Raw genomic sequence first — 13,143 nt, forward strand, 5'->3', positions numbered from 1 at the left:
CTTAATCACCCACCGTCACAAGTTCTCTTCTGTCGATCGAATATAATTTTTCCTGGATGTCGCGATCGCCTACAATTTCATGCCATGGATCTTTCCGTTTCACTGCTGTTGCCACATCCAATGCCACAATCAAGTCTTTCCGTTTTGCAGCATCGCTCAGGATATGTTTAACAGCATCGAATCCCAAACGTTCAACCCAAGGCGCGGTCCTTTCGGCATAAATGCCCGTTTCGCGATAATACTGCAGCAAAGCGCCGCAATATTCGATAACTTCTTCTTCCGTTTCCACGGTCGTAAGCAACTGTGCTTCCTTAACTTCAGTACCGCCATTTCCGCCGATATAGATCTGATAGCCGTTCTCCACACAGATGATGCCGAAATCCTTCACACCAGATTCTACACAACTACGCGGACAAGCCGATACGCCAACTTTAAATTTGTGCGGCGTGTCGATGAACTCGAAACGTTCTTCCAATTTGATGCCAAGCCCCATCGAATCCTGAGTGCCGAATCTGCAGAAGTTCTTCCCGACGCAGGTTTTGACCGAGCGAAAAGCTTTCGCATAAGCCTGTGCTGAAACCATATCCAATTCTTTCCAGATGGCCGGAAGATCCTGCTTCTTGACCCCGTACAGGCCAATCCTTTGGCTGCCTGTTACTTTCACTAGTGGCACGCTGTATTTCTCGGCTACTTTAGCGATCTGCAGCAATTGCTGCGGATTCGTCTGGCCGCCCCGCATTCTCGGAATGACCGAGAACGTTCCGTCCTTTTGGATATTGGCATGCATACGCTCATTCACATAGCGTGATTGGCGTTCATCTTTATGTTCAGTCGGGAAGGCGACATTCAAATAGAAATTGACTGCCGGTCTGCATTTCGCGCAACCTTCAGGACTTGCGAAATGAAGTTCCTTGAATACATCCGAACTTGTCGTCAGATGCTTCGCATAGATCTGTGTCATGACTTGATCCCTGTTCAAATCCGTGCAGGAACAGATGCCGGTTGAAGCTGTGACTCCCTCGCCCAGTTCATGCTCCAACAAAGTTTGGATCTGCGGTTTGCATTTTCCGCAACTGGTCCCAGCTTTGGTTATTTTGCCGACTTCAGCTACATTCGACAAGCCTTTGTCACGGATGCCTCTGATGATGTCGCCTTTCGTTACGCCATTGCAGCCACAGACGGTTTCTTCATCATCCCAGGCAACGACATCATCACTGCCTGCGTCTTCACCTGAGGCTTGCAGGATTGCGATCGATTGCAGATCAGCGATTTGCTGGCCTTTTTTCATCATGTTGTAGTAACGGTTGCCATCAGCTGTTTCGCCGTAAAGAACGATCCCCTCGATGCGGTTGTCCTTGATGAACACTTTTTTGTAGTTCCTGTTGACACCGTCAAAAGCTTCGATGCTCTGCATCCCTTCAGTGTCCATGATGTTTCCCGCTGAATACAGATCGCATCCAGAAACTTTCAAGGAAGTGAACGTCTTGGAACCTTGGTATGGTTTGGCTTCGATGCCAGTCAATACGTCAGCCAGCACTTTCCCTTGTTCAAACAAGGGGGCAACCAATCCGTAGGTTTTCCCGTCATGCTCGACACATTCACCGATTGCGTAGATCGCCGGCAAATTGGTTTCCATGAAGTCATTCACGACAATCCCGCGGTTTACTTCCAGCCCGGCTTCCCGCGCCAATTCGGCAGCTGGTCGGATTCCGATTGACATGACGACAAGATCCGTATCAATCGTTGTGCCGTCCTTAAAGCGCAGTCCGGTGACGCGCTCGTCACCCACTATTTCGGTTGTGGCGTATTCCAGCAGGAATTTCAATCCCTGTGCTTCCAGATCGCCCTGCAACAATTTGCCGGCTCTTTCATCCAACTGCGTTTCCATCAACCATTTGGCCAAATGGACTATAGTGACGTCCATTCCTTGCAATTGAAGACCTTTGGCGGCTTCCAACCCAAGCAAACCGCCGCCGATAACGACGGCTTTCTTGTGCTTTCCGGCAGCTTCCATCATTTCAGCTGTATCATCGATGGTGCGGAAAGCGACTACACCATCTTTCTGCGAACCGGGTATCGGCAAAATGAATGGATGGGAACCTGTGGCAAAAACCAATTTATCGTAAGGGATCTTTAGCCCTTTTTCGCTTGTGATCATTTTGTTCGCTGTATCGATGCCGACCGCTGGATCTTCATTGATCAGCGTTATATTGTTCTCTTCGTACCATGTATATGGATTGGTGATGATTTCATCAACCGTCATTTTATTCTGAAGCACATTGGATAGCATGATGCGATTGTAATTCGGGTAGCATTCCTTCCCGATGATGGTGATATCATACCGTTCCGGATTCCTTTCCAGAATCTCTTCAACCAAACGAACCCCTGCCATACCGTTTCCGATCAAGACCAAATGTTCTCTCATTTGCGCACCCTCTTCTATTCGTTGTTATAAAATTCACAATAAAGGATTTGTGAATCATTTAATATTAGGGAAACGCCTATGTTTTGAGGAATGCCATAATTTGGACAAAGATGATGACTGTTAGCGTCTGCACCAATTCGCACTACCACTGCAACAAAAAAACTCAAGCATTAGGCTTGAGTCGGATTTATTTTTTCGGCTAGTTCATGCAGTATCTTTTTTGCTTTCCGCGGATCATTCCCGAAAGTGGAGACAGCCACCAGGTAGTCATCCTGGCGCAGCGTCGCGAGATTGATGAAGTCGCTGTTGTTGCGGTCGGTCGTATCGTTCAGGAACTGATGCGGCTCGACCGCCGATCGTACCGCTTTGTTTGTTGCCCTATCCCCTGTGCAGATGAAGATGAAGGTTGCATCATCAAGATCGCCTGATTTGTAAGCCCGCCTGACCAGTACTGCTTTTCCGCTTGCTACCCACTCTAGGATTTCCGGACTCACGACAGGCGAAATGACGGTTGGCTGGGCGCCGCAACGGATCAATTCCTGCAATTTCCGCGTAGCGATTTTACCGCCGCCGACCACCATGACTTTCCGTTTGCTGATGTCTACCATCATCGGATACATCCAGCTTCCTCCAACCGTTCCTTAAGGGCTTTATGGACTGCTTCTGAATCGAGCAACTGTTCCAGTAATAGATCCTGAGGCCGGTTTTTTTCGAACCAGCAACCAATTTTTTTGGCCAAGTATCCATCGGTAAAGAACAGCCGTTGCACGATGTAGGGCTGTTCTCCGGATATCGCCTGATAATGTGGTTCCCCCAAATGGTTTGTCGCCAAGACTGCTCGCCCTAAATCTGATCTTAAAGCAGCCGCAATCCTTTCCAGTTGTTCGCCAGGTTCCGGATAATGGGTCGTGCCGTGCGCGACCAACATGATTGGAAACTTTGGATGGCTCTCTGCAGCTTCCTGCAGCCGGTCTCTCAACCAGTCGTATACAGCTTTCGTTGTCCCCAGTGTCTCGCTGATTTCAAAGGGAACCGCAGAGCAAGCCTGCATACGCTGCGGGATATCCTCCCGGGCATGTGTGGCCGGGAAAAGCAGAACTGGAACGACAATTATTTTATCCACCTTTTGTTCTTCCAGCTGCTTGACAGCATTCTCCAACGTATGCTGTTGCCCTTCCAGCATACCTATCGCTTGGGGCAGATCCAAGGTGTCACTGAAATCTTTGACGATATTGGACAGTTTTTGTGGGATGCTGGTTTTTCTGCCGTGCAGCACGTACATGATTCCGATTTTCATCTTATTCCTCCTAGAAATCGACCAGATGATTTTTCACACTATAACGCAAAAGATCGGCGTAGCTGTCAACCTTCAGTTTTTTTCTGATGTTAGCTTTATGCACTTCTACCGTTTTGACTGAAATGAACAGTTTTTCGGCAATATCCCGGTTGTTGTATCCCAAAGCTACGAGCGGTAGGACCTCTTTTTCCCGTTTCGAAAGACTGGCATAGAGGCTGTCTCCCTGAAAGGTGTCCAGCTCATCCAACTTATCGTTTGGATAGCCACTGTAGTAACGTTGATTGGCATGGACCTTCCGAATACCGTCCAGCAAGATGTCGTCTGTTGTGCTTTTGAGGATGAAACCATCGGCTCTTGCATTCAATGCTTCCCTCACGTAACTTTCCTCATCATGCATCGTCAAGACGATTACTTTGATCTCCGGATGCGTTTCTTTGATTCGGCGGGTCGTATGCAACCCGTTTTCCCCTGGAGGCATACTGATGTCCATCAGCACCAGATCGGCCTGCGTATTTTCCAGCTTCATGAAGACTTCGTTGCCGTCAGCGGCGTCCCCGACGACTTCCATGTCTGGTTGTGCATTCAACATGAAAGTCAGCGCGTTACGCACCAGTGCATGATCGTCTGCAATAATGATTTTCATGTCAACCCCTCCTTATAAGGCACGCTCATGGTGATGCGTGTCCCTTTTTCTATACCTGTATCAACTTCCATTTTTCCACCTACAGAGTGAGCGCGTTCCCGCAAATTCAGCAGACCAAATCCAAGATGATAAGGATCGTAAATAAACCCTTTACCTTCGTCTGCAATCGTGACACGCAGTTCCTCTTGGCCAAAATCAAGAGTGAGGCTCGCTTCGTTCACTCCGGAATATTTCAAAGCATTTGAGATAGCCTCCTGAATACTGCGGTAGATGACAACATTCCCTCGACCGGTGAGCGCATTCCGCTCCCCGTCAACGATAACATGGATGACGAATCCTGTCATTTCCATTGTCTGTTCGACAAACTGATTTATCGCCGGGATAAGCCCAACATCATCCAGAATGCTCGGCCGCAATTCAGTAGCCAAACTTTTGATTTCCAATAGTACGTCCGCGAAATGACGGTCGATTGCTTGAAGCTTTTGCTGATGGTCTTCAACTGGTGTCCACTTGAGTCCTCTCGTTTCAAGCATCAAGCTGTAGATGCTCTGGGCAATCCCATCATGGAGTTCGCGCGCAATCCTTTTTTGCTCACTCTCTCGTGCTTCGTTCAAATATGTCAGCATACTTTTCCCCTCCAATTCGAAGGGTTTATCAATATAGCGGATCTCGAGAATCCAATGGTGTTCCCTTTTCACGAGTTTTCCGAAAAATTCATATGACACCCCATCGCGGCCCATAAAAGTGATGGGAAAACCATCCGAGGCAGCCCATTTATTCTCGAGCGGACAGTTTTTGCATGCTGTTTTATCGGTATGAAAAGCGCAACAAGTGCCCCTGGCTACTTGCACCGCGTATTCCATTAAAACAACATAATCTTTCTCGAACTTTTCTGCCTGCGCATTCTTTTCAACTACATTATAGTCAGCATCCATGAGCCAAGTCGGTTGAAGCAAAAATTGGGGAATGCGTTCCTTTGGATCAGTCATCTATGTGCGCCTCCTCTTCCAACAGGGCCGATAAGACTGGCAATGCTGCGTAGACAGCAGTCACGTCTGAAACATCAGTACCAATCGGTTTGCGGTATCCCAGCAACAAAACAGCACGGATGATGCCGTTCTTCAATATCGGGATGCCGATTGTCATATCGAGCTGCTCTAGCCTTGCGATTGGATACTTCAAAAGATTTTGACTGTCTGATTGAATATCAGTGACGCGTTGTTCCCTGCCTGTGCGCCAAACTTCACCAGCGATGCCCTTGCCGATCCGTAAGCGAATGGATTTGTAGTGATCACTTGTGTTTCCGGCTACATGTGTCCAGCGCAATTCGGTCTGTTGGGAGGGTGGGGCAACATCCTGGGCCAAACCCAAAAAATCTGCCTGCCATTCCTTTCTTTGCTCTTCCAACCAAACATCCATTTGTGACATTGTTCACTACTCCAATTCCCTATATTTTTCGAAATCTATGGATTTCTGTTGCCCTTTATCCAAAAAGTTACTATGATGGTACCAATTGTTGGAAGTAAATTATTTACTAAGGAGTGTATTATGAAACAAATCAAAAGTCTATCATTTTTCAATCTGATTCTGATCATCGTCATGACAGTATACTCTTTTTCAAGTATGTCGTCCTCTTTTTTCATGATGGGTCTGAAAGCATTCCCTTGGTTTTTGATCAGCGCGTTTTTTTATTTTATCCCTTATGCCCTTATTGTATCAGAATATACGCGCAGCTATTCGAATCGCACAGGCGGCATTTATGATTGGCTGAAAGATGCTTTCTCGCCGCGTATCGCTTTCATTACCGCTTTTCTTTGGTACTGCAGCTACTTCACTTGGATCATCAGCCTGTTCATGAAATTATTGATTCCTTTCACGATCATGCTTTTCGGGCGGGACTTGACTTCCGCTGAGCAATGGTTCGGAATCGACACAACCTACTGGATCATGGTGCTCTCGCTCTTCGCCGTATTTTGCATGACTTGGGTGATCAACCGTGGACACCAAGCCGTCTTTTCATTCCTGAAGACGAGCAGCTATGCAATGGTCGGTCTGCTGCTTATTTCCGGAATCGGCAATCTGTTGCTGATGGTGAACAATCCCCAGCTCATCATGCAGAACATGCAACAAAGCCTGGCTGCCCCGAGTTTCTTCAAGGGAACCAGTGACTCTTTCCTTTCGCAGTTGCCATTCTTTATTTTCGCCATCACCGCATTCGGCGGGCTCGACACAATCGCCAGCCTAGTGGACAAATCCGGCGAACAAAGAAAAAAATTTCCGAAAGCGTTGATCATCAGTGCCGTGATTATCGTCGTCCTCTATTTCGGTGGCATCATGCTTTGGAGCGGCGCAAATAACCTGAATGTGCTTCGCGAAACCGATCAATTCCACCTCGGAAATCTGATGTACGGTTTGATGGGGAGCCTGGCCAATAACATCAGCGTTTCATTCGGTCTGTCTGCAGCCGCTCAGACGTTCCTTTATCAAGCGTTCATACGCTACACTGCCTTTACTTTGTTCGTAGCCTATATTGGGTTGTTGTCGTCCATCACCTACACCCCGTTAAAAAGTTTGATCCAAGGAACGCCTAAGGAAATCTGGCCGCAATTCCTGACAAAAATCAATCAAAAAGAAATGCCGCAAACGGCGCTTTGGATCCAAGCCGTGGTTATTTCTGTATGCATTATTGGATTATCATTAAATAGCACCATTTTAGGTGCATTATTCAATCAATTGACCTATATGACAAATGTAGCCCGCGCCATTCCGTATTTCGTCGTAGCCGCGAGTTATCCGTTCTATCGCATCAAGAACCCTGGACTGCTGAAGCATTCATTGATTGCTTCGCACTGGCAAGGGTACCTTTGCTCGCTGAGCGTCTGCACGGCTACCTTGATCGCCATCACTTTCCAAGTGTACCAGCCGTTCCATACCGGAGAATATGTCCAAGCCATGTTGCTTATCATTGGACCGATTCTTTTCGGGCTTCTCGGGAGCAACATTTATCAAAGGTTTGAAAAGAAACGGGCACAATTTATGTTTGAAAATAATTAACGGATTTTACTATGAAAAAAAGAACCGCTCAGCTGACTTGAGCGGTTCTTTTTTGTTTCTGCACCAGCTGCTACATCGCGCTGCGTCTTAACCCATAGAAGTATTGCACAATCGGATGCTTCATTTTCACTGATTTTTCCATGTCCATAGTCCGCTTTTTGCCGACGCGCCTGTCCAACAAGGCCAAGCAGTTCAAAAGGATATCAGTGCTGGCAAGACTGGCTTCGATGGGTTGGGTCAGAAAAACATTGGCCGTTTTGTAGAAATCGGATTTACTTAAGGCTACTTGGGCGCCCATCGTTTCCTTCGCATAGGCCAACAGTTTGCGGTCCCTCGCGATCACTGCCAAGCGTTCTTCCGGAACTTTTCCGCCGGTTTCTTTCCGGATATGCTCAATTTCGGCTTCGCTGAGCGGAATCACGAGGGCAGGGTCATTTTTGATATCCTGTTCCGACTGGTACCACTTCATCCCAGTCGTTCCGTCCCTCATATTGAAGATTTTTTTATTGTCCACGGCTATGCAGCATTGGCCGTTTTTATCGGGTGAATAGCGGTAACTGGTGGAGAGATACTCCACTCTGCCCGCCAACGCAGGCGTGAGAAAGTTCTCCAACAGCTGCTTCATCTTGCTCCAGATCATAATATCCTCCATCAGACAACTTTATTGTTGTCCCTTTATTCTTAAATCCGACTTCTACCATTATGGACAACAAAGACAGGGTAGGTCAATCCTTTTCAAACATCCGGATCATCTTTTTGTCTCTAACCCATTCGGTAATCGACTCGCACGATGCCCTTGATTCTCACATTATTTATTGGGACATTTCAATCGTCCTGGATTTTGGAATATGCTAAAATGTAAGCGTAAAGAATATGTTTAAGCGCAGCCAGCTATGCCGGATAAGGAGGATCATCATGAAAAGAGGCAGGCTCAACATAACGCTGTATTCTGGCATTTTACTCAGTCTGATACCACTGAGTCTCATTCGCATGGAACCTGATGAAGCCGAACCAGAGACCACAGAATTTGGGATAATTTTGCAACCAGGGTCTTCTGTTTCGGTACGGTTGGATGTGCCGCTCCTGAATCAGCTGGATCCGCCAGCCTTGCTGCTCGGCTGCGAGGTCACCTCGCTTGCCATGATCCTACAGTACAACGGAATAATGGTCACGAAAAACGGGCTCGCAGCCAAGCTTCCGGTCGTTCCGATCCACTATGAAAACGGGCTGCACGGCAACCCGAATGAGGGTTTTCTCGGCGATGTTACCGGGGCGGATTACGGTTTTTGCGTCTACCATGGCCCCATCGCAGCCTTGGCATCCGAATACATCGCGCCCGGTCGCGTGGAGGATATCAGCGGGCAGGATTTTGATTTTGTCATCGCAGCCTTGGATAAAGGCTATCCCGTCTGGGTCGTCACGACGACCACCTTCCTTCCCGATGCTGAGTTGGAAGTGTGGCAAACGCCGGCAGGTCCGGTAAACATCAGCTACATCATGCACAGCGTTGTGGTTGTCGGGTACGACTTCGATAGTCTTTACATCAACAATCCCTACGGCCAAAAGGACCAGAAAGTTGATCGGCAGAACTTTATACTGGCATGGGAACAGATGGGCAAACAAGCCCTCTACATCGCAGCAGGCACGCCCACTCAGACGGTAATACAGGTAAAAGAATAGGATTCCGGTGTTATCCCGGAACCCTATTCTTTTCATTTATTCACTATGCGGGCTCAATAATCGACTTCAAAGCGTTTGGAAGCCTTCGAAAGCGTGTGGCAAATGATCCAGTACAGGAAAGCCATGATGACATACATCGGCAATACATAGGCCGAATCCATCGAATAGATGATCTTTGAGCGATATGTCAGCTCTGAAAACGAGATGATCGTTGTCAGGGAGGTATCCTTGATCAAAGAAATGAATTGTGACACTAATGACGGAACCATCGAACGGACGCCTTGCGGTATGATGATGTGCCGCATCGTCTCGGAAAAAGTGAACCCAGTCGAAAGTCCTGCTTCCATTTGCCCTACTGCGACTGATTTCAGTCCGGCGCGTACGATTTCTGCGATCATGCATGACTCGAATACTACAAAAGCGATCAACGCCGCTCCAAAAGCGCTGAAACGATAGCCTAACTGCGGAAAACCAAAATAGAAGACCACGATAATCAAGAGCAAAGGCACACTGCGGATGACGTCCATGAGGAAACCGAGAGCATTCGACGCGACCGGAACTTTCATGTAACGGATGACCCCGAGACCTAAGCCGATGATGAAGCTGATTGCGATGGCCAGCACAGAGAAAGACAGTGTGCTGCCCATGCCCTTCATCAGATAAATAAAATTGCCATTTGATAAAGCACCTGTAATATCAAACATCTCCATTTTCCCCCTAAGCCATTTCCATTTTTCGTTCAATATGCGCCATTAGGTAATTCAAAGGCAGCGTGATGATCACATAGAACATGCTGATGACCAGATAGGAGCCCATCATATTGAATGTTTCGCCTGCGATCAGGTCTCCGTAGTACATCAAATCCATCCCGGCAACGAACCCTAAAACCGAGGAATCCTTCACCAAGGTAATGAATTGATTCCCCAGCGGAGGGATTACGATTTTGAAAGCTTGCGGCAATACGATATGGTACATCGTTTCCCAATAGGAGAAGCCTGAAGCAAGTCCAGCTTCCAACTGGCCGGCCGGTACCGCTTGAATACCGGTCCGCACGATTTCTGCGATGAACGAGGTAGAGTAGATGACCAAGCCGATCGCCCCAGCAATCATTCCGTTCACTTTGATGTCCAACACCATAGGGATGGCAATGTAGAAAAACATGGTGATGACTAGCAGCGGAATATTTTTGAAGCATTCCACGTAATAGCCGCTGATTTTATTCAAAGCCTTGTTTTTGGAGACATGGAACATGGCCAAAATGGTTCCGAAAAGCAAACTCACCAGCATCGAAATCATGCTGATGGCCAAAGTGTGCCCAAAAGCTGTTAGTAATGTACTGTAATGCTTCGTTAATATTTCAATCATTTCCCGCACTCCTTAGTAATAGTCGCCGAACCACTTTTCTTCGATTTCCGCTAAAGTGCCGTTTTCTCGAATGATTGCGATTGCTTCATTTAATTCTTCCCGGAATTCGTCTTCATCCTCATTGAGCGCAATTCCGTATGGTTCATCGGTGATTCTTCCGCCGGCAAATCGGAAACCGGACGTTTTCGACATCATCCCCATCAAAACGACATTGTCGGATGTGTAGGCATCCGCTTGGCCGGCAATCAAAGTCGTAAAGGCTTCGGATTCGGTGTCATATTCCCTTGTCGGTGCTTGCGGCGCAATAGTCTTCATGTTGAGCATCATCGTTGTCCCTTTTGCTCCTGCGACAATCGTGTCGGCAGTCAAATCCTCGATCGCTTGAATGTCGCTGTCTTCCGGCACAATCAACGCTTGACCACCGATATAATAGGAGTCCGTAAAATCAACTTGCTTTTCTCTTTCATCTGTAATCGTCATCGTGCTGATGACGGCATCCGCTATATTGTTCTTAACAAATGCCACCCGATTCTGACTCGATACCTCAACAAAAATTGCATTTTCAGCAGACCCTGTAATCACTTCAGTCAGCGCGCGCGCAACATCGGAATCATACCCTGCTACTTTACCCGTCTCTACATTCAATTGCCCGACTAAGGGTGTGGTAACGTTGGTGGCCCAGACAATTTTCTTGTCCCCACTTTCTATGCGCTCCATCACGCTTTTTTCCGAAACTTTCATGCAGCCGCTCATCAGAAGCAGCACCGACAGCGCACTTGTCAAGAGCACTTTTTTCATCGTAACTTTCATCATACCATTGCTCCTTACTTTCGACTTTAATTAGTGGTTGATAACTTTGCTGAGGAACTGCTTGGCTCGTTCATCTTGAGGATCCAGGAAAAAGGACTCGCTCGGGCGGTCTTCCAGGATTTCGCCATCTGACATGAACAACGTACGATCGGAAACCTCGCGGGCAAAGCCCATTTCATGGGTCACCACAATCATCGTCATCCCCTCTTTGGCAAGGTCCGACATGACCTTCAATACCTCGCCGATCGTTTCAGGGTCCAGTGCAGAAGTCGGCTCATCAAACAGCAGCACTTTCGGATTCATTGCCAAGCCGCGTGCAATTGCGACACGTTGTTTCTGGCCGCCGGACAGTTGATTCGGATACATGTCCTTTTTATCCAACAGCTGCACTTTTTCCAAAAGTTTTTCGGCCTGCTCGATAGCTTCTGTTTTGTTTTTTTTCAACTTGAAGATCGGAGCCAAAGTGATATTTTCCAACACTGTTTTATGCGGGTATAAATTGAAATGCTGGAACACCATGCCGACTTCCTGACGGATCAGGTTGATGTTGGTGTTTTTATCGTGGATATTAACCCCTTCGATCAATAATTCGCCTTCGGATATTTCCTCCAATCCATTGATACAGCGGATCAATGTGCTTTTACCGGAACCGGATGGCCCAAGTATGACGGTCACTTCTCCTTGATTAAATCTGACATTGATATTTTTCAAAGCGTGGAAACTGCCGTAATATTTGTTGACATTCTTAAATTCAATCATTTTTTGAATCTCCCCATTGTGTAATATTTAACTTTTATTAAAGCAAAGTTAGAAACAAATTACAATAGCAATTCCTTAATGTTAATTCGATAATTCACAAAAATATTCGTATATAGCGCTTCCATTTTTTTGAAATGATATTTAAGCATCTCATCATTCGCAATTCTCCTGCTAACACATGCAAGATCGGGTAAGTGGATGATTGGCGAGTGGTTGCCTTTATGGCAGTTTCACTACTCTATGATTAGAAAACCCCAACCAATCTGATAGCTTCCCGCAATCTGGAACTTTTGAACATGAATGAATTGTAATTTTGCCATATAATTTGTTTCAATTTCCTGAATATGATATTTCGGTTAGATTTCAATTGGGATATAATGATATTGGAAGTGTGAATTTGAATTTTGTTACCCTCTGAGCACCAAAAGGCCCATTTACACCTATTACAAATTAGAGTCCGGCATCATTCCAATCTGTGCAGATGCATTCGCGACGTCAGTACGGGTACAATGTTTGTTTATGATTCATCTGAATAGGTTATCCGAGCCATCTCTAAAACCCGCAAAAATCGATCCGTAAGCACGTATAGTCAAATGGACGCATCTTAAGCCAAAGCGCTCGCAAAAGTGTACTCTAGGCAATTTTATGTGCTTTTAGGGCTGACTTATGATCGTTATGTAAAAAAAGACAGACACAACGATCGCAATGATCATTGTGTCTGTCTTTTAGTGCGCAAATATGTAATCTATTTTTTTCCGTCTTCGTGCATCTTGCGGATTAATTCATCGATCTTGCTGCCGTAAGCCACCGATTCATCACGTTTGAAGATTAATTCCGGTGTCTTGTAGAGTGTCAGACGCGTTCCAAGTTCCTTGCGGATAAGGCCAGTAGCCTTATCCAATCCTAGTTGCGTTTTTTCACGATCGCTGGCAAGTTCCGACAATGTGCTGTAATAGATGGTTGCTTGCTGCAAGTCACCGGTGATTTCTACATCAGTGATGTTCACATTCGCAACACGCGGATCTTTTACACGTTTAGCCAGGATATCATTAACTTCGCGTTGTATTTCTTGCTTTATTCTTCCGGCTCTGAAATTAGCCATATCGGTTC

At 46.6% G+C, this 13,143-nt stretch carries 14 protein-coding genes; 2 read left to right on the forward strand and 12 right to left on the reverse strand.

Annotation, left to right across the window (positions count from 1 at the left end; genetic code table 11):
* Window position 1: 1 nt before the first annotated feature.
* The 6 genes from nirB to BLV66_RS02765 all read right to left on the reverse strand — a co-directional run bounded on the left by nirB (window position 2) and on the right by BLV66_RS02765 (window position 5,793).
* Complete coding sequence (gene nirB, locus BLV66_RS02740; protein WP_086984809.1) at window positions 2-2,425, reverse strand: nitrite reductase large subunit NirB; 2,424 nt, start codon at window positions 2,423-2,425, stop codon at window positions 2-4.
* 170 nt (window positions 2,426-2,595) lie between these two features.
* The gene (locus BLV66_RS02745) at window positions 2,596-3,045 is read right to left on the reverse strand and encodes a precorrin-2 dehydrogenase/sirohydrochlorin ferrochelatase family protein (RefSeq protein ID WP_086984807.1); all 450 of its coding nucleotides are present in this window, start codon (window positions 3,043-3,045) and stop codon (window positions 2,596-2,598) included.
* On the reverse strand, window positions 3,033-3,722 hold the full coding sequence (locus tag BLV66_RS02750) for a sirohydrochlorin chelatase (RefSeq protein WP_086984805.1): 690 nt from the start codon (window positions 3,720-3,722) through the stop codon (window positions 3,033-3,035). Before BLV66_RS02750 ends, BLV66_RS02745 begins: the two co-directional genes overlap by 13 nt.
* Window positions 3,723-3,732: 10 nt before the next feature.
* Window positions 3,733-4,365, reverse strand: a complete 633-nt coding sequence (locus tag BLV66_RS02755) for a response regulator (protein ID WP_086984804.1) — start codon at window positions 4,363-4,365, stop codon at window positions 3,733-3,735.
* The gene (locus tag BLV66_RS02760; protein ID WP_086984802.1) at window positions 4,362-5,354 is read right to left on the reverse strand and encodes a sensor histidine kinase; all 993 of its coding nucleotides are present in this window, start codon (window positions 5,352-5,354) and stop codon (window positions 4,362-4,364) included. Before BLV66_RS02760 ends, BLV66_RS02755 begins: the two co-directional genes overlap by 4 nt.
* Entirely contained in the window at window positions 5,347-5,793 is a 447-nt protein-coding gene (locus tag BLV66_RS02765) for a GAF domain-containing protein (RefSeq protein WP_086984800.1), read from the reverse strand. The genes BLV66_RS02760 and BLV66_RS02765 overlap by 8 nt, the downstream gene beginning before the upstream one ends.
* 120 nt (window positions 5,794-5,913) lie before the next feature.
* Here BLV66_RS02765 and BLV66_RS02770 point away from each other — a divergent pair, with 120 nt between their 5' ends.
* A complete protein-coding gene (locus BLV66_RS02770) occupies window positions 5,914-7,419 on the forward strand; it encodes an amino acid permease (protein WP_086984798.1) in 1,506 nt (501 codons plus the stop codon).
* A gap of 70 nt (window positions 7,420-7,489) precedes the next feature.
* Here the strand turns inward: BLV66_RS02770 and BLV66_RS02775 are convergent, their stop codons facing one another.
* On the reverse strand, window positions 7,490-8,059 hold the full coding sequence (locus BLV66_RS02775; protein WP_086984796.1) for an SF0329 family protein: 570 nt from the start codon (window positions 8,057-8,059) through the stop codon (window positions 7,490-7,492).
* Between the two features lie 275 nt (window positions 8,060-8,334).
* On the opposite strand from BLV66_RS02775, the gene BLV66_RS02780 reads away from it, so the two are divergent.
* The gene (locus BLV66_RS02780; protein WP_176974097.1) at window positions 8,335-9,099 is read left to right on the forward strand and encodes a C39 family peptidase; all 765 of its coding nucleotides are present in this window, start codon (window positions 8,335-8,337) and stop codon (window positions 9,097-9,099) included.
* Between the two features lie 53 nt (window positions 9,100-9,152).
* Here the strand turns inward: BLV66_RS02780 and BLV66_RS02785 are convergent, their stop codons facing one another.
* The 5 genes from BLV66_RS02785 to rbfA all read right to left on the reverse strand — a co-directional run bounded on the left by BLV66_RS02785 (window position 9,153) and on the right by rbfA (window position 13,135).
* The gene (locus BLV66_RS02785; RefSeq protein WP_086984791.1) at window positions 9,153-9,809 is read right to left on the reverse strand and encodes an amino acid ABC transporter permease; all 657 of its coding nucleotides are present in this window, start codon (window positions 9,807-9,809) and stop codon (window positions 9,153-9,155) included.
* 7 nt (window positions 9,810-9,816) lie between these two features.
* Window positions 9,817-10,464, reverse strand: coding sequence for an amino acid ABC transporter permease (locus BLV66_RS02790; RefSeq protein ID WP_086984789.1), 648 nt, complete (start codon window positions 10,462-10,464; stop codon window positions 9,817-9,819).
* A gap of 12 nt (window positions 10,465-10,476) precedes the next feature.
* Window positions 10,477-11,277, reverse strand: coding sequence for a transporter substrate-binding domain-containing protein (locus tag BLV66_RS02795; protein ID WP_086984788.1), 801 nt, complete (start codon window positions 11,275-11,277; stop codon window positions 10,477-10,479).
* 27 nt (window positions 11,278-11,304) lie between these two features.
* The gene (locus BLV66_RS02800; RefSeq protein ID WP_086984786.1) at window positions 11,305-12,033 is read right to left on the reverse strand and encodes an amino acid ABC transporter ATP-binding protein; all 729 of its coding nucleotides are present in this window, start codon (window positions 12,031-12,033) and stop codon (window positions 11,305-11,307) included.
* A gap of 745 nt (window positions 12,034-12,778) precedes the next feature.
* Entirely contained in the window at window positions 12,779-13,135 is a 357-nt protein-coding gene (gene rbfA, locus BLV66_RS02805; RefSeq protein WP_086984784.1) for a 30S ribosome-binding factor RbfA, read from the reverse strand.
* Window positions 13,136-13,143: the final 8 nt, after the last annotated feature.

Source organism: Trichococcus collinsii (assembly GCF_900107505.1).
Taxonomy (GTDB): Bacteria; Bacillota; Bacilli; order Lactobacillales; family Aerococcaceae; genus Trichococcus; species Trichococcus collinsii.

What these genes read in the sequence shown, in the direction of transcription:
- BLV66_RS02800 (WP_086984786.1), bottom strand. Translation starts at nt 12,033, where the DNA reads ATGATTGAATTTAAGAATGTCAACAAATATTACGGCAGTTTCCACGCT.
- BLV66_RS02755 (WP_086984804.1), bottom strand. Translation starts at nt 4,365, where the DNA reads ATGAAAATCATTATTGCAGACGATCATGCACTGGTGCGTAACGCGCTG.
- BLV66_RS02770 (WP_086984798.1), top strand. Translation starts at nt 5,914, where the DNA reads ATGAAACAAATCAAAAGTCTATCATTTTTCAATCTGATTCTGATCATC.
- BLV66_RS02765 (WP_086984800.1), bottom strand. Translation starts at nt 5,793, where the DNA reads ATGTCACAAATGGATGTTTGGTTGGAAGAGCAAAGAAAGGAATGGCAG.
- BLV66_RS02790 (WP_086984789.1), bottom strand. Translation starts at nt 10,464, where the DNA reads ATGATTGAAATATTAACGAAGCATTACAGTACATTACTAACAGCTTTT.
- BLV66_RS02785 (WP_086984791.1), bottom strand. Translation starts at nt 9,809, where the DNA reads ATGGAGATGTTTGATATTACAGGTGCTTTATCAAATGGCAATTTTATT.
- rbfA (WP_086984784.1), bottom strand. Translation starts at nt 13,135, where the DNA reads ATGGCTAATTTCAGAGCCGGAAGAATAAAGCAAGAAATACAACGCGAA.
- BLV66_RS02775 (WP_086984796.1), bottom strand. Translation starts at nt 8,059, where the DNA reads ATGATCTGGAGCAAGATGAAGCAGCTGTTGGAGAACTTTCTCACGCCT.
- BLV66_RS02795 (WP_086984788.1), bottom strand. Translation starts at nt 11,277, where the DNA reads ATGATGAAAGTTACGATGAAAAAAGTGCTCTTGACAAGTGCGCTGTCG.
- BLV66_RS02760 (WP_086984802.1), bottom strand. Translation starts at nt 5,354, where the DNA reads ATGACTGATCCAAAGGAACGCATTCCCCAATTTTTGCTTCAACCGACT.
- BLV66_RS02780 (WP_176974097.1), top strand. Translation starts at nt 8,335, where the DNA reads ATGAAAAGAGGCAGGCTCAACATAACGCTGTATTCTGGCATTTTACTC.
- BLV66_RS02750 (WP_086984805.1), bottom strand. Translation starts at nt 3,722, where the DNA reads ATGAAAATCGGAATCATGTACGTGCTGCACGGCAGAAAAACCAGCATC.
- nirB (WP_086984809.1), bottom strand. Translation starts at nt 2,425, where the DNA reads ATGAGAGAACATTTGGTCTTGATCGGAAACGGTATGGCAGGGGTTCGT.
- BLV66_RS02745 (WP_086984807.1), bottom strand. Translation starts at nt 3,045, where the DNA reads ATGTATCCGATGATGGTAGACATCAGCAAACGGAAAGTCATGGTGGTC.